Source organism: Pectobacterium carotovorum (genome assembly GCF_900129615.1).
Taxonomy (GTDB): Bacteria; Pseudomonadota; Gammaproteobacteria; order Enterobacterales; family Enterobacteriaceae; genus Pectobacterium; species Pectobacterium carotovorum.
In genome coordinates this window covers 203,853-224,553 of sequence record NZ_FQWI01000009.1, presented here as the reverse complement: position 1 = coordinate 224,553, position 20,701 = coordinate 203,853, and the positions used below count along the sequence as shown (strand labels likewise).

At 53.3% G+C, this 20,701-nt stretch carries 18 protein-coding genes; 5 read left to right on the top strand and 13 right to left on the bottom strand.

Translation table 11 applies throughout. From position 1 onward, the window contains the following. Positions 1-71 precede the first annotated feature (71 nt). Complete coding sequence (rfaH, locus tag BUB06_RS17780; protein WP_039474653.1) at positions 72-560, top strand: transcription/translation regulatory transformer protein RfaH; 489 nt, start codon at positions 72-74, stop codon at positions 558-560. Between the two features lie 111 nt (positions 561-671). Here rfaH and hemB read toward each other — a convergent pair whose 3' ends face one another. The 12 genes from hemB to argC form a co-directional block, all read right to left on the bottom strand. After that, complete coding sequence (gene hemB, locus BUB06_RS17775) at positions 672-1,694, bottom strand: porphobilinogen synthase (RefSeq protein WP_010298659.1); 1,023 nt, start codon at positions 1,692-1,694, stop codon at positions 672-674. A gap of 17 nt (positions 1,695-1,711) precedes the next feature. Further along, positions 1,712-2,494 (bottom strand): 3'-5' ssDNA/RNA exonuclease TatD, encoded by a 783-nt coding sequence (gene tatD, locus BUB06_RS17770; protein WP_039474651.1) that lies wholly within the window; start codon positions 2,492-2,494, stop codon positions 1,712-1,714. 78 nt (positions 2,495-2,572) lie between these two features. Beyond that, positions 2,573-3,325: a Sec-independent protein translocase subunit TatC gene (gene tatC, locus BUB06_RS17765; protein ID WP_010298656.1), complete on the bottom strand. Its 753-nt coding sequence runs from the start codon at positions 3,323-3,325 to the stop codon at positions 2,573-2,575. A 3-nt stretch (positions 3,326-3,328) separates the two neighbouring features. Next, positions 3,329-3,940 (bottom strand): Sec-independent protein translocase protein TatB, encoded by a 612-nt coding sequence (gene tatB / locus BUB06_RS17760; protein WP_010298653.1) that lies wholly within the window; start codon positions 3,938-3,940, stop codon positions 3,329-3,331. Between the two features lie 3 nt (positions 3,941-3,943). Beyond that, positions 3,944-4,204, bottom strand: coding sequence for a Sec-independent protein translocase subunit TatA (gene tatA, locus BUB06_RS17755; protein WP_010298651.1), 261 nt, complete (start codon positions 4,202-4,204; stop codon positions 3,944-3,946). A gap of 82 nt (positions 4,205-4,286) precedes the next feature. Further along, complete coding sequence (gene ubiB / locus BUB06_RS17750; protein ID WP_010298649.1) at positions 4,287-5,927, bottom strand: ubiquinone biosynthesis regulatory protein kinase UbiB; 1,641 nt, start codon at positions 5,925-5,927, stop codon at positions 4,287-4,289. After that, a complete protein-coding gene (ubiJ, locus tag BUB06_RS17745; protein WP_039474649.1) occupies positions 5,924-6,547 on the bottom strand; it encodes a ubiquinone biosynthesis protein UbiJ in 624 nt (207 codons plus the stop codon). Before ubiJ ends, ubiB begins: the two co-directional genes overlap by 4 nt. A gap of 12 nt (positions 6,548-6,559) precedes the next feature. Beyond that, the gene (gene ubiE, locus BUB06_RS17740; protein ID WP_010298645.1) at positions 6,560-7,315 is read right to left on the bottom strand and encodes a bifunctional demethylmenaquinone methyltransferase/2-methoxy-6-polyprenyl-1,4-benzoquinol methylase UbiE; all 756 of its coding nucleotides are present in this window, start codon (positions 7,313-7,315) and stop codon (positions 6,560-6,562) included. Between the two features lie 319 nt (positions 7,316-7,634). Continuing rightward, entirely contained in the window at positions 7,635-9,194 is a 1,560-nt protein-coding gene (gene rmuC / locus BUB06_RS17735) for a DNA recombination protein RmuC (protein ID WP_039474648.1), read from the bottom strand. Between the two features lie 221 nt (positions 9,195-9,415). Continuing rightward, on the bottom strand, positions 9,416-10,789 hold the full coding sequence (argH, locus tag BUB06_RS17730) for an argininosuccinate lyase (protein WP_039474646.1): 1,374 nt from the start codon (positions 10,787-10,789) through the stop codon (positions 9,416-9,418). A 62-nt stretch (positions 10,790-10,851) separates the two neighbouring features. Then, a complete protein-coding gene (gene argB, locus BUB06_RS17725; protein ID WP_005973420.1) occupies positions 10,852-11,625 on the bottom strand; it encodes an acetylglutamate kinase in 774 nt (257 codons plus the stop codon). A gap of 37 nt (positions 11,626-11,662) precedes the next feature. Then, on the bottom strand, positions 11,663-12,667 hold the full coding sequence (argC, locus tag BUB06_RS17720) for an N-acetyl-gamma-glutamyl-phosphate reductase (RefSeq protein ID WP_039474645.1): 1,005 nt from the start codon (positions 12,665-12,667) through the stop codon (positions 11,663-11,665). Between the two features lie 202 nt (positions 12,668-12,869). Between argC and argE the strand changes: the two genes are divergently transcribed. Together argE and BUB06_RS17710 are read left to right on the top strand one after the other, a co-directional pair. Continuing rightward, positions 12,870-14,021 carry an acetylornithine deacetylase gene (gene argE / locus BUB06_RS17715; protein WP_029367983.1) on the top strand — a complete coding sequence of 384 codons (1,152 nt, stop codon included), beginning with the start codon at positions 12,870-12,872 and terminating at the stop codon, positions 14,019-14,021. A 54-nt stretch (positions 14,022-14,075) separates the two neighbouring features. Further along, positions 14,076-14,789 carry a GntR family transcriptional regulator gene (locus BUB06_RS17710; protein ID WP_039474643.1) on the top strand — a complete coding sequence of 238 codons (714 nt, stop codon included), beginning with the start codon at positions 14,076-14,078 and terminating at the stop codon, positions 14,787-14,789. Between the two features lie 8 nt (positions 14,790-14,797). On the opposite strand, the gene BUB06_RS17705 is transcribed toward BUB06_RS17710, so the two are convergent. Further along, positions 14,798-15,997: a starvation-sensing protein RspA gene (locus BUB06_RS17705; protein WP_039474640.1), complete on the bottom strand. Its 1,200-nt coding sequence runs from the start codon at positions 15,995-15,997 to the stop codon at positions 14,798-14,800. Between the two features lie 321 nt (positions 15,998-16,318). Between BUB06_RS17705 and BUB06_RS17700 the strand changes: the two genes are divergently transcribed. Continuing rightward, a complete protein-coding gene (locus BUB06_RS17700; protein ID WP_010298627.1) occupies positions 16,319-17,707 on the top strand; it encodes a PTS transporter subunit EIIC in 1,389 nt (462 codons plus the stop codon). Between the two features lie 243 nt (positions 17,708-17,950). Further along, the gene (ppc, locus tag BUB06_RS17695) at positions 17,951-20,590 is read left to right on the top strand and encodes a phosphoenolpyruvate carboxylase (protein ID WP_039474639.1); all 2,640 of its coding nucleotides are present in this window, start codon (positions 17,951-17,953) and stop codon (positions 20,588-20,590) included. Positions 20,591-20,701: the final 111 nt, after the last annotated feature.

The following is a 20,701-nucleotide window of genomic DNA, read 5'->3' as shown; positions in this document are numbered from 1 at the left end:
TCTGCCGAAAATTTTTTATCCGTGCTCGCTTTTGTTATGCTTGCTCGTCGGAATCATAAGTCTGCGAAATTATGGAAGCCTGGTACTTACTGTATTGTAAACGTGGTCAACTACTGCGAGCGAAAGAGCATCTGGAACGTCAGGATGTCAACTGCGTGAGCCCGATGATCACGCTGGATAAGATCGTTCGTGGTAAACGGACCGAAGTGTGTGAGCCGCTGTTCCCGAACTACCTGTTTGTGGAGTTCGATCCCGAACGCATCCACACCACCACCATCAGCGCGACGCGTGGGGTGAGTAACTTTGTGCGATTCGGTGCGCTGCCCGCGACCATTCCGCAGCAGGTTATCGATGAATTGTCACTTCGCCCGATTCAGGGAATCATTGACCCACTGACGCCACAGCCTGGCGATAGCGTCGTCATTACCGACGGTATTTTCTCTGGTCTTCAGGCTATTTACACCGAGCCTGACGGCGAAGCTCGCTCAATGCTGTTGCTGAATATGCTGAACAAACAGGTCAGACAGAGCATTGATAACCGCGAGTTTCGCAAAGCCTAATCCTTTGAAAACATAGCCCTTTGAAAAAATAGCCCTTTGAAAAAATAGCCCGACGCTCCTTGCCTCTTTGCCCTACCCGGCGCGTTTATCCCGCGCCGGATAAGAACAGACTTAGCGTTGCATATTCTGATCGTGCAGCCACTGTGCGACACGCTTGGCAAAATAGGTCAGCACACCATCCGCACCCGCGCGTTTAAAGCACAGCAGAGACTCCATCACTACCGGTTGTTCTTGCAACCAGCCGTTCTGAATCGCCGCCATGTGCATCGCATATTCGCCAGATACCTGATAAGCAAACGTCGGCACGCCGAACGACTCTTTGACGCGACGCACCACGTCCAGATAAGGCATACCCGGTTTAACCATCACCATATCCGCCCCCTCCTGCAAGTCCTGCGCGATTTCTTGCAAAGCTTCATCGCTGTTAGCCGGGTCCATCTGGTAGGTTTTCTTGTTGCCACCTTTCAGGTTGCCCGCTGAGCCCACGGCGTCACGGAAAGGCCCGTAATAGCACGATGCATATTTAGCTGAATACGCCATGATCTGGGTATTGATCAGGTTTTGTGCTTCAAGGGTGTCACGAATAGCGCCGATACGGCCGTCCATCATGTCGCTAGGCGCAATAATTTCTGCGCCGGCTTCTGCATGGGACAGCGCCTGACGTACCAAAATCTCCTTGGTGACGTCGTTAATCACATAACCATCCGCATCGATAATCCCGTCCTGCCCGTGTGTGGTGTAGGGATCGAGCGCCACATCCGTCAGCAAACCCAGCTCAGGGACGGCGTCTTTCAGCGCGCGGATCGTGCGAGGAACCAGACCATCCGGGTTATAGGCTTCTTCGGCATAGAGTGATTTTTTATCCGCTTCAATGACGGGGAACAGCGACAGAACCGGAACGCCGAGCTTAGCGATCTCTTCGGCTTCTTTCAGAAGAACGTCGATAGTCATCCGGTATACCCCCGGCATGGAGGGAACTTCCTGACGATGATTTGTCCCTTCCATCACGAAAACGGGATAAATCAAATCATTCACCGTCAGTTGATTTTCAGCAACCAGGCGACGGCTGAAATCATGGCGGCGAATGCGGCGCATACGTCGGCCAGGGAAAGTGCCGGGAAAAGCAGTGCTCATGTCATTATTCTCCTGAATCAGGCCAGCCGGAAAACCCGGCGGGCATTTTCATCTGTTGTCTGTCCCAACCATGTGGCATCTTCTCCACGCCACTCCGCAATCTGGCGAATAATATGAGGCAGATAACAGGGTTCGTTACGGCGGGAGGCCGGTTTAGGGCGTAAATCCCGGGGTAACAGATAAGGTGCATCGGTTTCCACCAACAGCCGATCGGCAGGAATATGCGGCAATAAGGCACGCAGCTCAATTCCGCGACGCTCATCGCAAACCCAGCCGGTAATGCCGACCATCAGCCCCGCTGCCAGACACTCATCCAACTCATGACGATTGCCAGTAAAGCAGTGAACCACGGCGGCAGGTAACTGACTCAACCACGGCGTCAGCAGAGAGATAAAGCGGGAATGGGCATCACGGCAATGAAGGAAAACGGGCATGGATCGTTCGGCCGCTATCGCTAGCTGCGCACTGAATGCCCGTTCCTGCTCTTCTGGCGTCGAAAAGTTACGGTTGAAATCCAACCCGCATTCGCCAATAGCAACCACGCAGGCGGCGCTTGCCATGTGATGAACCTGTTCAGCGGTGGCGTCATTCCATTGGCTGGCATCATGCGGATGAACACCCGCCGTTGACCAACAGTAATCGGGATAGGCTTGCGCCAGTAACATGGCCTGATGGCTTTCCTGGGCGTTGGTTCCGGTGATCAAGATGCCACTGACACCCGCTTGCTTTGCCCGGATGACGACCTGCTCCCGGTCTTTTTCAAACTGAGAACTGGTTAGATTGACACCGATATCAAACATGACTCTCACTCTGGCGAATAAAAAATAAGACCTCTCAAAGAGAGGTCATTTTACCGTCCTGCCGCAGGGAACCGTTCGTTACTGCGATGGCTCTTCCGTTTCAGCACGTCGGCCTTTGCCAACATAAAACCGCGCGAAGAATACACCGATTTCAAACAGCAGATACATCGGAATCGCCAGTAGCGTCTGTGAGAAAACGTCCGGCGGCGTCAGCAGCATCCCGACAACGAATGCGCCCACCAAAATATAAGGGCGTTTTTTCTTCAGATCTTCTGGCGTCACCACACCACTCCAGCAGAGCAGCACGATGGCAACGGGCACCTCAAACGATACGCCGAACGCCATGAACAGCGCCATAACAAAATCGAGGTAGTTATTGATGTCTGTCGCAATCAACACGCCAACGGGCGCGGTTTTCGCAAAAAAACCAAACGCCAGCGGGAACACCACAAAGTACGCAAACGCCATGCCCGAATAAAACAGCAGGCTGCTGGATACTAGCAACGGCATCATTAAGCGACGTTCGTGCTTATACAAAGCAGGAGCCACAAACGCCCACACCTGATACAGCACCAGTGGCGCAGCGACAAACACTGAGACAATCATCGTCAGCTTTATCGGTGTAAAGAAAGGCGAGGCGACATCAGTCGCGATCATGCTGGCACCCGCAGGCAATTGCTTGATGAGCGGCGCAGAAACTACTTGGTAAATGTCATTGGCAAAGTACACCAGCACAACAAATACCGCCAGCACACAGATGATGCTGTTCAATAGCCGCTTGCGTAGCTCAATCAGGTGGCTAATTAGCGGTTGAGTATCTTCATCGGCCATAAACTAACGACTATCGCTCGGTTGGCGGGCAGAAACAGCAGAAGACTGGGACTGCTCAGGTTTGACATTATCGTTACCGACAGCAGCATCACTTGTGGCATTGCGGCCATCATGGTGATGTTCAGCCACAGTAGCGCTTTCAGGTTTAGGCTGACTGACTGCCGGACGTACTGCGGTTTCCGCTTCGATCACCCCATCGTAGGCCGCTTCCGGATCGTTTAGCGGGGTGTTGCGCTGCGGTTCCACCGTCGCACTATGACCATCTGACGCGCTATGATCATCTGACTTTTGGTGATCATCTGATTTCTGCGGTGACAATGGCTCGGTATAGCCACGTTTCATCGCTTCTGCCGCCTCTTTGAGTTCATCCATTGAGGCTTTCAATTCCGGCGACAGATTCTGCAAACTGGCTTTTTCGACTTTCTTCAGGCTTTCCTGAAACTCCTGGAGTTTCAGCTCCTGCGACAGCTCATTCTGAACCGTAGACGCCAGCGAACGCAGCGTCCTGATCCAGCTTGCAACCGTTCTGACTGCCACAGGCAAACGCTCCGGCCCGAGGACAATCAGGCCGAGAACCATCACTAATAGCAATTCACCAAAACCGATATCGAACACAGATTACACCTGCTCTTTATGCTGGCTCTTCGTTTCGCCCGGCTTGGCGTCTGATTGGTTGTCAGCGATAGACTTGGTAGAGAAATCGGCATCTGGCTGCGTTTTGTCTGCACCAGTAGACGGCTGATCGTCACCCATCGCTTTCTTAAAACCTTTGATGGAGGCTCCCAGATCCGAACCCAGCGTTCTCAGCTTGTTGGTTCCGAACAGTAAGATGACGATGACTGCGATAATCAACAGGTTCCAGAGACTAATACCACCCATAACATTTACCTCTTTTCAAAAAGGGGAACGACAGAATTCTCGTTATTATATCGGGTAATTCTGGCGTGCATCATGATCTGCTTCAACGAGTTCGACGCCAACCGATAATCCAGGCGACGATTCCTGCTGCCATCAACCCCGAAGGAATCATATCGGCTTCAACACGGCTGATCAGTAACAACGTACCACTGATTAGCAGCGTTGCGCCAATACCCAAAAGATATCGTGACTGTCCTTGACGAGACTGCTGCGTCTTCAACTCATAGGCCAGCTGATCGACGCTTTGCTTTAACATCTTATGCTGACGTAACCCGTCATAAAATAATTCAGGGACTTCCGGCAATTTTTCAGCCCAGAACGGCGCCTTTTCTTTGAGCGCACGGAAAACCGCAGGCAAACCGACCTGTTGTTTCAGCCAGTTTTCCAGAAACGGCTTGGCGGTTTTCCACAGATCGAGCTGCGGATAAAGCTGCCGACCCACGCCTTCAACATACAGCAGCGTTTTTTGCAGCAGCACTAACTGCGGCTGGACTTCCATATTGAAGCGACGCGCCGTATTAAACAAATTCAATAATACATGACCGAACGAAATTTCCGCCAACGGCTTCTCGAAGATCGGCTCACAGACCGTACGAATAGCAAACTCAAAATCTGCAACATTGGTGTCTGGAGGTACCCAGCCCGAATCCACATGCAGTTCGGCAACTTTGCGATAATCACGGTTGAAGAAGGCAATGAAATTCTCAGCCAGATAGCGCTTATCTTCCTTATTCAACGAGCCGACGATACCGCAATCAATACCAATATATTGCGGATCTTCCGGGTGCTCGTAGCTGATAAAGATATTGCCGGGATGCATATCTGCGTGGAAGAAGCTGTCGCGGAACACCTGCGTGAAGAAGACCTGAACGCCGCGTTCTGCCAGTAGCTTCATATCCGTGCCATTGGCTGTCAGCGCGTCGACATCAGAAACAGGAATACCGTAGATTCGCTCCATCACCAACATGCTTTCGCTGCAATAATCCGAATAAACTTCCGGCACATACAGCATCGGGCTGTTTTCAAAATTACGCCGCAGCTGGATAGCGTTTGCCGCTTCTCGCAGCAAGTTCAGCTCATCAAGCAGCGTTTTTTCATATTCCAGTACCACTTCGCGCGGACGCAGGCGACGACCATCCGGTAACAGGTGGGGCAACCACCCCGCCAGACGTTTCATCAGGCGCATATCCGCCTTGATGACGGGCAAAATATCCGGGCGGATGACCTTGATAACGATCTCTTTTCCCGTGCTTTTCAGGCATGCGGTATGCACCTGTGCAATCGAGGCAGAGGCCAGCGGTTTAATGTCAAAATCGTCAAACCACTCTTCAAGAGGGATTCCGCCCATCGACAGCTCAATCTGTTCGCGCGCCAGTTTGCCATCAAACGGCTCAACCTTATCCTGCAACATCGCTAACTGATCGGCGATAGCGGGCGGGAACAGATCGCGGCGTGTAGACATCATTTGTCCGAACTTAATCCACACCGGCCCCAATTCCTGAAGCGCCAAACGCAGACGTTCCCCTAAAGGCTTACTGCGGTGACGATTGGGTAACCAGAACAGCAGACGACGACCCGCACGTAGCGGAAGCGTCAGTCGCATTTTAGGAATAAGCTCGTCCAGACCATAGCTCAACAGCACACGCACAATGCTGTAAAGGCGGCGTAATTCACTGGGCGTCATCGTAAAGCCTCCAGCTTCGCCAGCCGTTCGGACAACGTATCGGCGGATTTATCCAGTGCAACAATTTCCTCATGGAACCAGGCGTTTTCCAGTTTTCCCGGAGCCAGTCGCCACTCTTCCGTTAGCGTCTCAGACAAGAAATGTTGCTGCTGATGTAATGACCGTCTCAGGAAACTCAAGGTTTTCTGTGCCGTTTGGGTAAGCCCCTGAGCAACAATATCGCCCAGATAAGGGGACAACCACTCCGCCGGATCGAACTCTGCCAGATCAAACAGCACGATGAACTGTTGAACGACTTGAATATCGCCTTCTATCACCAGCTCGCCGCTGCGCATCAGCGACGACAGCTGTTGACGATCGCGTAATTTCATCAGAACCGGCACGCGTGTTTTCAGGCAGCAATCCGCAGGCTCGCCCCATTGGCTGATCACGTCCAGCCGCTGTTCGTTAAACACCAGCACCAAGGGCACATCCAGTTCAGCCAACTCGATCTGAAGTGTTTTCCCCTGCAAGCGCTGGCGTGCAGACTTCATGCTGCGATCGCAAGAAACTGTATCGTGAAAAAGCAGCTGATTCAGCGCGGTTTCCAGCGTAGCGGTCAGAAAAGACGTTATCAGCATTGGCGTTTCCAATCAGAATTTAAACCCACGATGCAGCGCAACGATTCCACCGGTGAGGTTGAAATAGTTAACACTGTCAAAACCGGCATCGACCATCATCCCTTTCAGCGTTTCCTGATCGGGGTGCATGCGGATAGATTCCGCCAGATAGCGGTAGCTCCCAGCATCACTCGCCACGGCTTCGCCAATCCTCGGCAGGATATGGAATGAATAAGCATCATAAACGGTGCTCAGCTGTTTAATGATCGGCTTGGAAAACTCCAGCACCAGCAACCGCCCCCCCGGCTTCAGCACGCGGTACATTGAGCGCAGCGCTTTGTTTTTGTCCGTCACGTTGCGCAGACCAAAGGAGATAGTAATGCAGTCGAAGAAGTCATCAGGGAACGGCAGCGCTTCAGCATTGGCCTGCACGTAGTTGATGTTGTCGATAATGCCTTTATTACGCAGTTTTTCGCGGCCCACTTTCAGCATTGATGCGTTGATGTCCGCCAGAATGACTTCACCACCTTCGCCAACCATACGGGAGAATTTGGCAGTCAGATCCCCTGTTCCTCCGGCAAGATCCAGAACACGCTGGTTACGTCTTACCCCACTGCATTCGATAGTGAAACGCTTCCAGACACGGTGGATACCAAAGGACATCAGGTCATTCATCAAGTCATACTTTGCTGCTACAGAATGAAAAACCTCAGCCACCATGACTTCTTTTTCATCCCTGGCGACAGTCCGAAAACCAAAGTCGGCCGTTTTCTCCTGCTCACTTGCCATCTTATCCGCCTACTATTTCAGTCAAATTTCGGGTCTACCCATTTATGGTGAGAGTGTACCAGACCCGTATAAAAACCCCACTGCACTAATTTCACATAGCCTGGTGCCAAGCCCGCGAAATCCATACCTATTTATATCCGTCATACTTCAAGCTGCTTGTGCGTTGGCTTCACTTACTCACCTCAGTCACTTACTTGAGTAAGCTCCTGAGGACTCGTGCGCTTGCCGCGCTACGAGGCGCATAAATGAGCCTCGCCCTAACGGGCCAACGCCTTGCGTTGTTCAAAACGCTAACGTTTTGTCACGCAACTCGAATTATTTAGGATAGGTTACGGGTAGCGAAGGGGGTTTCCCCTTCCTCGCCCTCCGTTTTCACGGTTGGTGAAACAGCGTCGGGGGCTACGGAATCCGGTAATTCATCGCGTTCAGCGTGCTCATGGGCCGTTGCTTTTTCTGCTAATGACGGGCTGATCGTGCGTTTAATTTCTACGCCCAGCGCACGGAACCCCTCAGCCTGGCCAATAAGGTTACCACGCCCAGAGGAAAGTTTATTCATCGCCTGACGATAAGTGCCCTGCGCTTTATCCAGGCTCTGCCCCAGCGCTTCCATGTCGTCTACGAACAACCGCAGCTTATCGTACAGCCGCGACGCTTTTTCAGCGATCTGCTGTGCATTGCGGCTCTGTTGTTCATAGCGCCATAAATTATTGATAGTGCGTAATGCCACCAGCAGCGTGGTCGGGCTGACCAGCATAATATTGTGCTTTAACGCCTCGTTGATCAATTCGGGCTGGCGATCGATAGCAACCAGAAAAGCAGGTTCGACCGGAATAAACATGAGCACATAGTCTAGCGAACGCAGACCCGGAAGCTGCTGATAATCTTTGCTGCTCAACTGCCGAATATGGCTGCGAACCGAGAGCAAATGTTCGTTCAACGCCACACTCCGCTCTGCGTCATCGTCACTATTGAAATAGCGCTCGTAGGCCACCAGCGACATCTTGGCATCGATCACGACATCTTTGCCCTGCGGTAAACGCACGATGACATCAGGTTGCAGGCGGCTATTTGTGCCTGTTTGCACGCTGACCTGAGTTTGATACTCGTAGCCTTCGCGCAGGCCGGAGGCTTCGAGCACGCGGCTTAACACCACTTCCCCCCAGTTACCCTGCGTCTTATTGTCGCCCTTCAGGGCTTTCGTCAGATTGATGGCTTCATGTGCCATCTGCGCGTTCAGCTGTTGCAGATTGCGGATTTCATGCGCCAACGTGTGACGCTCACGCGCTTCCGCACCAAAGCTGTCCTGCACCTGACGGCGGAACCCATCAAGCTGCTCACGCAGCGGCATCAGCAGCTTATCCAGACTCTGTTTATTTTGTTCATCCACTTTGCGGCCGCTATGTTCAAAAATCCGGTTCGCCAGATTCTCAAACTGCGCCGTCAACCGCTGTTCACTGTTCGCCAGCAGTCGTTGCTTCTCTTCCGCCGCCATACGGGTTTCTTCTAGCCGAATGGTGACTTCCCGCAGCTCCGCTTCCTGCGCGCTGTTGATTTCACGCAGCGTTCGCAGTTCCTGATTTAACTGCACGCACTCTTCACGGAGTTCAGTAAGCTGTTGCAGCTTTTCATGGCTGGCAGAGAGCTGAGCGTGAACCGTGCGCAGTTCCAGCTCGTTTTGCCGCAGCCGCTGTTCGTCCTGCTGCTTTACCTGCTGCTGTTCGCTGAGCGACTGTTGAGCCTGCTGCAATGTCTGCGCCAGCAACCGCTGTTCGGTGTCATGCTGCGACAGCTTCTGCTGATGAATCAGGCTGGCAATTAACCACCCGACCAACAGACCCACTGCACTACCGCCCAAACCATAAAATATGCTGATATCCACTTTGCCTCCGCAGGCCTTTCACGCTGTCGGTCAAGGTAAAATGATACTGTATGGATGTCCAGAAACAATTCCGGTGGGGAAGACGTTGAGCAGAAAAATGCGAGCCGCATTCCATATGAAAATGGATAGATGATAATTTGCAGAAGAATCAGATCGGTAACGCAGAAATCCCCCCAACGCGAAACACCACGTTGGGGGGAACTGAAACAGAAGAGGGCAACTTAGGCTAAGCGCTGCTTCGCATCACTAATCGCTTTAGCAACCTGCTGTGGTGACACGCCACCTTGTGCCGCACGCTTATCCAGGCAGGATTGCAACGCCAGAATCGGGTACACATCCTCGCCAATCACGGCGCTGAATTTTTGCAGATCGGCCAGCGGCAACGCTTCCAATGCTTTGCCCTGACGAATGGCTTCAACTACCGCTTCGCCCACGATATGGTGCGCTTCACGGAACGGAACGCCTTTCGCGACCAGATAATCCGCCAGCTCTGTCGAGTTCGCGTAGCCTTGCTCGGCCGCTTCTTTACAGCGCGGACGTTTAACCTGAATGCCTTCCAGCACCAGACCCGCCATCATCAGGCAGTCGTGCCAGGTATCCAGCGCGTCAAACAGCCCTTCTTTGTCTTCCTGCATGTCTTTGTTATACGCCAACGGCAGGCCTTTAAGCGTCATCATCATGCCGGTCAACGCCCCCTGTACGCGACCGCATTTACCGCGAATCAGCTCCAGCGCATCTGGGTTTTTCTTCTGTGGCATCAGGGAAGAACCGGATGTCACACGGTCAGACAGCTCAACGAACGCTGCTTCACCGCTGTTGAAGAAGATCAGATCTTCGGCAAAGCGCGACAGGTGGATCATGCCGATCGAAGCATCAGACAGCAGCTCCAGTACATGATCGCGATCGGAAACCGTATCCAGACTGTTACGCGTGGCCGAGGCAAATCCCAGCCAGCCCGCCAGTTGCTCACGGTCGATAGGATAAGCCGTTCCTGCCAGCGCACCGCAGCCCAGTGGGCTGACATCCAGACGCTTCAGCGTATCTTCCAGACGGCTTTCATCGCGTGCCAGCATCTCGTGGTAGGCCAGACACCAGTGCGCAAACGTCACCGGCTGTGCGCGCTGTAGGTGGGTGTAACCCGGCATCACCGCATCCTGATTGGCTTCCGCCGTCGTAACCAGCGCCTGACGCAGCTGGCGTACCGACAGCAGCAGCTCGGCAATCTGCGCCTTGCACCACAGTTTCAGATCCGTCGCGACCTGATCGTTACGGCTACGACCGGTATGCAGCTTTTTACCTAAATCGCCGACTTTCTCAATCAGACGCAGTTCAACCCAGCTGTGAATGTCTTCTGCATCGCTTTGCAGGATCATCTCAGGATCGGCCTGTACCTCAACCAGCAGCGCATTCAGCGCCTGTTCCAGCTGCTGCTGCTCCTGCTCGCTGAGCACATTGACCGTCACCAGTGCTTTCGACCAGCCGATCGAGCCAACGATGTCCTGTTCCGCCAGACGGTAATCAAACCGCAGTGAGTCATTAAATTGTTTAAAACGCTGATCTGCTGCCTGACTAAACCGACCGCCCCACAAAGCCATAACCCTTACTCCCAAAAATATAATTCACGTTGGTATCGCATCATGCCATACCCAGAAACGACTTACGCCAGAATACGTGTGCCAATCGCTACGCCGTTGAACAGCGCAGGTAGCTGCTCAGCATGACGCCAGCTGGCAATATCAACCGGACGACCCAGCGCACGAGCGGCATCCAGCGCGGCGTTGACCTTAACAATCATGCCGTCGGTGATGATGCCCTGAGCAATCAACTGCTCAGCTTTCTCCGCCGTCATTTCGGCGATACGCTGGCCTTTACCGTCCAGAATGCCGCTCACGTCAGACAGCAGGATTAAATCCGCGCCCAGCGTTTGCGCCAGTGCCGTCGCTGCCTGATCGGCGTTGACGTTCATCAGGTCGCCCTGTGCTGTAATACCGATGGAGCTAACAACAGGCAGATAGCCCGCAGACAGCAGCGTGTTCAGCAGCGCAGGCGATCCCGCTTCTGCCTTACCCACAAAGCCCAAAGACTCATCTAACTGCGTGACCGTCGTGCTGCCGCCATCGCCCAGACACAAGCCGACCGCGTTGATGTCATGCTTCTTCGCCCATGACAGCAGCGTCTTGTTGGCGGAACCCGCCAGCGCACCGGTGATGATATCGATCTGATCGGCAGGCGTGACGCGCAGGCCGTTTTTCTTCACGACGGGCAGCGACAGTTTCTTCATCAGGTCATCTACCAGACAGCCGCCACCGTGCACAATCACCAGCGGACGCTGATGTTCCTGACGGTAAGCTACCAGCGCAGTGAACAGACGTTCCAGCGCTTCTTCGCTATCCAGTAAAACGCCACCTAATTTGATAATTAACGGATTCATTATGCTTCGCGCCTCGAAATGTCGGGACCAGTAGTCATTAAATTAACGATTGGGTTTCAGGGAAACCAAAACGAATGTTCATGCATTGCACAGCCTGTGCCGCCGCGCCTTTCAGCAGGTTATCTTCGGTTGCCACCACGATCAGGTGTTCACCATCGACAGAGAAACCGATATCGCAGAACGGCAGGCCGACAACGGATTTCAGCGCCGGAACGCCCTTATCGTACAGGCGAACCAGCGGCTTATCGTGATAAGCGTTGTGATAAGCCTCAGCGATATCCTGCTGGGTTACGCCCGGTTGCAGGCGACAGGTGATAGTTTCCAGAATACCGCGAGCAAAGTTGCCCAAATGCGGTGTGAAGATCACTGGCGTACCGAGGTGCGTTGAAATTTCAGGTTCATGGCGGTGGTTGAAAATGCCGTACGGTTGCAGGCTGACTTCACAGAAGCTGCTGGTCAGCGACGCTTTACGCCCCGCCCCACTCACGCCGCTCACGGCATTAATCACCGGCCACTGAGCCGGGTTCAGCAGTTGGGCATCCAGCAGCGGCTTCAGCGCCAGCTGCGCAGCCGTTGGATAACAGCCTGGCACGGCAACCAGCTGCGCCTGTTTTACGCTTTCCGCACGCCATTCGGCCAGCCCATAAACCGCTTTTGCCAGCCAGTCAGGGTGCTGATGCTCAAAGCCATAGTAACGACGATAAAATTCGGCATCCTGTACGCGGAACGCGCCGGACAAATCAAAAACGGTGCAGCCTGACGCCAGAAAAACAGGGGCCAGATCGTGGCTGACTTTGTGGTCGGTCGCCAGAAAAACGACATCCACGCCTTTCGCCGCTTCTTCCGCATCGGTCAGCGGTTTTACCGGAACATCGATGATGCCTTTGAGCTGCGGATGTAAATCAGAAATCAATTTTCCTGCATCGACACTTTGCGCAGAAACCATCAAAGCGGTTATGTTCATCTGTGGGTGACGGTTCAGGTAGAGCGCAAGCTCAGCGCCGGTATAACCACTTGCACCAACAATCAGCGTATTCAGCATGGGATCCGTATACCTTCTTACTTATCTATGGAACAGGTAACAGGGCTCACCAGCGTCGGTACGCTGTTCACCCGCGAAACTCAGTGAAAGTGACGAATCGCCATCGCCGTACCTTTGGGTTTCCTTTCGCCGAGCATTATTGTATTTTTATTCAAAATAAATGCATGAATATTGATACTATCCTAACCAGAGGCTGTCAACAGTGAAGATGAATTTACCCCCTTTTATTGAGCTATATCGGGCATTGATCGCCACACCGTCCATCAGTGCCACCGACAGCGCGCTCGATCAAAGTAATCATACCTTAATCAACCTGCTGGCAGGCTGGTTCGGCGATCTCGGCTTCCATGTGGAAGTCCAACCGGTTCCCGGCACCCTCAATAAATTTAATATGCTGGCGCGGATTGGTGAAGGAAAAGGTGGCTTATTGTTGGCAGGCCACACCGACACCGTCCCGTTCGACGACGGCCGCTGGACGCGTGACCCGTTCACGCTGACCGAACACGACAACAAACTTTACGGCTTGGGTACGGCGGATATGAAAGGCTTCTTTGCCTTTATTCTGGATGCGTTGCGCGATATCGATCCGACCAAGCTGACGAAACCGCTCTACGTGCTGGCAACGGCGGATGAAGAGACAACGATGGCCGGCGCCAAGTATTTCTCCGAATCTACGCAGATTCGCCCGGACTGCGCCATCATCGGCGAACCGACCTCACTGCAGCCGGTGCGTGCCCACAAGGGCCATATGTCCAACGCGATCCGCATTCAGGGGCAGTCTGGCCACTCCAGCGATCCGTCGCGCGGCGTGAACGCGATCGAGCTGATGCACGAAGCCATTTCTCATCTGCTGGTATTGCGTAACACGCTACAGGAACGCTATCACAATCCGATTTTCCACATTCCTCACCCGACTATGAACCTCGGACACATTCACGGCGGCGACGCAGCTAACCGTATCTGCGGCTGCTGTGAACTGCATATGGATATTCGCCCGCTGCCGGGTATTACGCTTAACGATCTGGATGGGTTGCTGTCAGAAGCGCTTGAGCCTGTCAGCCAGCGCTGGCCGGGCAGGTTAACCATCAGCGAACTGCATCCGCCGATTCCTGGCTATGAATGCCCACCAGACCACCGTTTGGTGTCCGTCGTGGAGAATCTGCTGGGGACGAAAACGGAAATCGTGAACTACTGCACCGAAGCACCGTTTATTCAGACGCTGTGCCCGACGCTGGTTCTGGGGCCGGGATCAATCGAGCAGGCGCACCAGCCGGATGAATATATTGATACCAAGTTTATTAAACCAACGCGGGATCTGATCTCGCAGGTGATTCATCACTTCTGCCACCACTGATCCAACGAAAGCGGCCTTGCCAGCCATGCTGGCAGGGTCATTTTGAGACAGAGAATGAAAAAGAAAGATTTCATCGCACAGGATCTACTTAGCAAAATCTATCAGCACACCGATCCGCTGCCGGAAAAGCTGCCGCCGGAACGCCAACTAGCGGAAGAATACGGCGTGTCGCGTTTTACCATCCGTCAGGCGCTGGAAAAGCTCGCCAGCATCGGCGCGATCCATATGGTGCAAGGCTCCGGTAACTTCATCAATCAGGGCGTACGCAGCAACCCGCTGGTGTATAACTCGATTACCGAAAAGAAATTTAATCAGATTTCATTCCGCTTGCTTAGCCTGCATAAGCGATTGCCGAATCGTGAAGAACAGCAGGTTTTTGCGATCAGCGAAAATACGTTCATATGGGAATTTAGCCGGTTACGTTATGTCGATAACCGCAAGGTGCAGATTGAGATATCGAAGATGCCCGCCGCGGATTTCCCAGATATGAGTCAGAAGATTATTGAAAGCTCTATTCAGCAGTATGTGCTCAGCAAGGGCTACGCGATTTCACACTACCTGACGCATTATCAGGCGGTTAACGTCACTAAAGCACAGGCTGAGCTACTGGGCTGCAAGAAAGGCACGGCGGCGATGCACATTCTTAATCGCGGCATTTTACAGGGTGGTCGCGTGTACGAATCGAGCGATATCATTGATATCAACTACGCCTGCACCTACGTCATCCCCTTCAACCGCGATAACCTGAATTTCCGCCAGTCGCCTTAATAGCTCACTCAGGGCGTATGCATCGTGCCATCCGGCAGGCGGCTCTGCGTCCATTCGTGCGGACGATAGACGACGGGGAACTGCCGCGCCGCGTCCAGATCGATACCCACGCCAATACCTGGGCGCTCAATCGGATACAGATAGCCCTTCTCTGGTTCCACCGCCTGCGGGAAGACCTTGCGGGTATTTTCCGGGTAAGCGACAAATTCCTGAATCGCGGCATTATGCAGGTGGATATTCAGGTGAATGTTAACCGCCGCACCGATAGGCGTCATATCCGGCGGGCAATGCCACGCGAGACGAACGCCAAAGTTCTGACAGAACGCGCCCAGTTTCAGCGCTGGCGTAATCCCGCCAATCTGTGAGACATGGCAGCGGATGAAATCAACCTGACGATTAATCACCAGATTCTGCCACTCGGCGGGGTTATTAAACAGCTCTCCGGTCGCCAGCGGCACTGCGCTCTGGCTGCGGATCTGCGCCAGCCACTCATTTTGCGCAGGCGGCAAAATGTCTTCGATGAAATAGGGACGATACACTTCTACCGCTTTGGCGAACTGCACGGCCTGATTCGGGAACAGACGCTCATGGACATCATGCAGGATGTGGAAACGATCGCCGTATTTCTCGCGCAGCGCACGGAACATGGCGAGCGTGTTGGCCATGTACTGATCCTGATCGTAATAGGCTCCCTCCGTTGGCTGCCGCGTGCTGTGCAGCGCATCGGGATTCCCGCCATAGAATCCTAGCTGGCAGCGGATATGACGATAGCCCTGCGCATACAGCCGATCCACTTCCTGATACAGCCCGTCCAGCGTATCGCTGGCAGCATGGCTGTAAGCGGCAATAGCATCGCGGGATTTCCCACCAAACAGGTGATAAAGCGGCATATCCGCCAGCTTGCCTTTGATATCCCACAGCGCCATATCGACGCCCGCCACCGCATTGTTGATAACCGGACCGTTACGCCAATAAGCGTTGACCATCATCATGTGCCACAGATCTTCAATGTGGTTAGCATCTCGTCCTAGCAGCAGCGGTTTGAGGTACTCGTCCACCATCGCTTTAACGGCCAGCGGGCGCTGCTGGAAGGTCGCACATCCATAACCCGTCACGCCTTTATCCGTGTAAACCACCACCGTCACTAAATTATGGCGGTCGGGGCGGGTAACAAGACATTCAATGTCAGTAATGATTGTCGGCAACACAAAAATATCCTCCAGAGCATTTACCGGAATAGCTATACCCGGCAAAAACACAGTCTAAAATCAGTTTCTTTTTTTGTTTTCTACTTATTTTTTCTTTTATTGTAAACCTCTTATTTAAAAGATTTATTTTGGTTTGAAAAAGCCATCTAATTGATTAAAAAACCAGACCAATTATCGAATAATGGCAACAAAAACCCCTTATAGACTAACCATGTGACGAACTTCATGTTTTATTGGTTTGTTTTTTCTTCTTTAAGTTTTTACTATCGGTGGAAATAATTCGGCCAAAAATAACATAAGGCTATGCGGGGAGTTTATTTCATGGGAAAAAATGACGTTATTCAGTCAATCATTAAACTGGTTGGCGGAAGCGAAAATATTAATAAAGCCTGGCACTGCATGACGCGGCTTCGGTTTGATTTAATTGATGAAAGTAAAGTGCAAACCGAGGCGATCAAAAATCTGCCCGGTATATTAGGTGCGCAACACCAGAGTGAACAGTTTCAGATTATTATCGGGCCGCAGGTCAATGAGTATTACGAACTGCTGAACGCCCAGCTTTCCTCCACAACGCTTTCGCCTACAGCGACATCGCAGCCAGACGTGCAGAAGCAGAAGAAGGGGCTGATTTCGCTGTTCATGGATACCGTTTCCGGCGTATTTGGTCCGATCGTCCCTGCTATCGCGGGTGCCGGGATGATCAAAGGGCTGCTGGCAGGGCTGATCGCCTTGAAAGTGGTCTCTGCCAAAACCGATACCGTGATCGTCCTCGACCTGATCGCCAGCGGTGTGTTCTATTTCTTACCTTTCTTCCTCGCCATCTCCGCAGCCAGGATCTTTAAAACAAGCGAATATCTGGCAGCGGCTGTTGCAGCCTGCCTGATGTACCCGTCGTTGATAGAAGCGGCGAAGGCACTAGCCAGCAATAGCCCTAATGCGGTCAGCGCCTTTTACTTCATGGGTGCGCTGCCCATTCCAGTGTTCAACTATGCCGCCAGCGTCATCCCAGTGATTTTCTCTGTGTTGGCACTGAGCTATATCCACCGCTGGGTCGACCGCATCATGCCTTCGGTGCTGAAAACCGTGTTTACCCCAACGCTGACGTTGTTTATCGCCGCACTGGTGTCGCTCACCATTATCGGGCCATTCGGGATCTACCTCGGTAAACTGCTGGCACTGTTTATTCAGAGCCTGTTCGATGTGTCGTCTATCTTTGCTGGTTTCGTGGTCGGTGCGATTCGGCCTGTCGCTATCCTGACTGGCATGCATCACGCGATGACGCCCATTGCGCTGCAAAATTTCAGCAATCAGGGCTTTGATATGCTGATGCCAATGATGTGTATGGCTAATATGGCGATTGCGGGTTCCACGTTTGCCATCTACTTCCATGCCAAAACCCGTCAGGATAAATCCGTCGTGCTGTCTGCTGGTGTTTCTGCGCTGCTCGGTATTACCGAACCTGCACTCTTCGGCGTACTGACGAAGTATAAAAAAGCGTTTATCTCCGCAACTATTGCCAGCTCCATCGCCTCGGCCTTTATCGCGTACTTCGGTGTCCGGCTGTATGGCTACATCTTGTCGAGTATTTTCAGCCTGCCAGCCTATATCGGCCCGTACTTTAGCTACGCGGTCTCCGGCATGGCTATCGCCATCGTGCTTTCTTTTACTCTGACTTATATTCTGGTCGTCAGAGCGTCCAAACAGTCGTAACCGCGCTCGCGGGGCCGCTGCGCCCCGCGACGTTCCCCTGCTAATAAGTCCCTCTAATATCCGCGCCTCTGTAATTAAATTTCACAAATTGCCAAGCCCGCCTCAATGCAAGTACAAAGAATAAGGAGAAGAAAGAATCGTCAATTGACGAACCCGCCTTATCGTGGCTAGATGGAGGCAGTGCGTCAAAATATGTCAAGTGAAATAAACTTACAAAAATGGTAGGGATGGGTCAGGGTAACTATGAACGAACAATATTCCGCAATGCGCAGTAACGTCAGTATGCTCGGCAAGCTGCTCGGCGATACCATCAAGGAAGCACTGGGTGAAAACATCCTTGATAAAGTCGAAACAATCCGCAAGTTGTCAAAGTCTTCCCGCGCAGGTAATGAAAAACATCGTCAGGAGTTGCTGACTACGCTGCAAAACCTGTCTAACGATGAACTGTTGCCCGTTGCCCGCGCATTCAGCCAGTTCCTTAACCTGACCAATACCGCTGAGCAATATCATACGATTTCACCGCACGGTGAAGCCGCGAGTAACCCGGCACTGCTTTCCAACGCCTTTGAGCGCCTGAAGGAAAGCAAAGATCTGACCGAACGCGATATCCGTGACGCCGTAGAATCCTTGTCGATCGAGCTGGTGCTGACCGCACACCCGACCGAAATTACCCGTCGGACGCTGATCCACAAGCTGGTAGAAGTGAATACCTGCCTCAAGCAGCTCGACCACAACGATCTGGCTGATTATGAACGCAATCAGATCATGCGCCGCCTGCGCCAGCTGATTGCGCAGTCCTGGCATACCGATGAAATCCGTAAAATTCGTCCTACCCCGGTAGATGAAGCCAAATGGGGCTTCGCCGTGGTGGAAAACAGCCTGTGGGAAGGCGTACCTGCATTCTTACGCGAACTGGATGAACAGCTGGAACAGGCTTTCGGCTATCGTCTGCCCGTTGATGCGGTTCCGGTGCGCTTTACGTCCTGGATGGGTGGCGACCGCGACGGTAACCCGAACGTCACGGCGGAAGTTACTCGCCACGTGCTGTTACTCAGCCGCTGGAAAGCCGCCGATCTGTTCCTGCGTGATATTCAGGTGCTGGTTTCCGAGCTGTCGATGTCCGAGTGTACACCGGAGCTGCTGGAACTTGCTGGTGGTAGCGAGGTACAAGAACCGTACCGCGCCATCATGAAGTCACTGCGTTCTCAGTTGAGCAGTACGCTGAGCTATCTGGAAGCGCGCCTGACAGGTGAAGAGCGTCTGCCGCCTAAAGATCTGCTGATTACCAACGAACAGCTGTGGGAACCGCTCCACGCCTGCTACCAATCGCTGAAAACCTGCGGCATGGGCATCATCGCCGATGGTCGCCTGCTGGATACGCTGCGTCGCGTACGTTGCTTCGGTGTGCCTTTGGTACGCATCGATGTCCGTCAGGAAAGCACCCGCCACACCGAAGCGCTGGCCGAGATTACCCGCTATCTGGGTCTGGGCGACTACGAAAGCTGGTCAGAGTCCGATAAGCAGGCCTTCCTGATCCGTGAACTCAGCTCTAAGCGCCCGCTCCTGCCGCGCTACTGGGAGCCGAGCGCGGATACCAAAGAAGTGCTGGATACCTGTCGTGTCGTCGCCAAAGCGCCCATCGGTTCAGTCGCAGCCTATGTCATTTCAATGGCACGCACGCCTTCCGATGTGCTGGCCGTTCACCTGCTGCTCAAAGAAGCCGGTTGCCCGTTCGCCCTACCGGTCGCGCCGCTGTTTGAAACGCTGGACGACCTGAACAACGCTGATGATGTCATGACGCAATTGCTGAGCATCGACTGGTATCGCGGCTTTATTCAGGGCAAGCAGATGGTCATGATCGGCTATTCCGACTCTGCGAAAGACGCGGGCGTGATGGCTGCCTCTTGGGCGCAGTACCGTGCACAGGACGCGCTGATCAAAACCTGTGAGAAAGCAGGTATCGCACTGACGCTGTTCCACGGACGCGGTGGTTCTATCGGTCGCGGTGGCGCACCGGCTCACGCAGCGCTATTGTCACAACCGCCGGGTAGCCTGAAAGGTGGCCTGCGCGTGACGGAACAGGGCGAGATGATCCGCTTTAAATACGGCCTGCCGGAAGTCACCATCAGCAGCCTTGCGCTGTATACCGGTGCGATTCTGGAAGCGAACCTGCTGCCACCGCCGGAACCAAAACAGGAATGGCACGAGGTGATGGACGATCTTTCTCGCGTGTCCTGCGAGATGTACCGTGGCTACGTGCGTGAGAACCCGGATTTCGTCCCTTACTTCCGCGCAGCGACGCCGGAATTGGAGCTGGGCAAACTGCCGCTGGGGTCACGTCCGGCCAAACGTCGTCCGAACGGCGGTGTGGAAAGCCTGCGCGCTATCCCGTGGATTTTTGCCTGGACGCAGAACCGTCTGATGCTGCCAGCGTGGCTGGGTGCGGGTGCCGCATTGCAGAAAGTGGTGGATGACGGCAAGCAGGAACAGTTGGAAGCCATGTGCCGCGACTGGCCGTTCTTCTCGACGCGTATCGGCATGCTGGAGATGGTGTTCGCCAAAGCCGACCTGTGGCTGGCGGAGTATTACGATCAGCGTCTGGTAGAAGAGAAACTGTGGCCGTTAGGGAAACAGCTGCGCGATCAGTTAGCCGCCGATATTAACGTCGTGCTGGCGATCTCCAACGACGATCACCTGATGGCGGATCTGCCGTGGATCGCCGAGTCGATCGCACTGCGTAACGTCTATACCGATCCCCTGAACGTGCTGCAGGCTGAGTTGCTACATCGTTCACGCCAGCAGGAACAGCCAGATGCCGATCTGGAACTGGCGCTGATGGTGACGATCGCTGGTGTCGCAGCGGGCATGCGTAATACAGGTTAATTGCGCAGGCAGCAAAAGCTAAACAGACAGCAAAACTTGTAGTAAGTAAAAATAGGGGCCGGTCATTTGACCGGCCTTTTTTGCGGAAAAATCAGTTACGCGGTGATAATG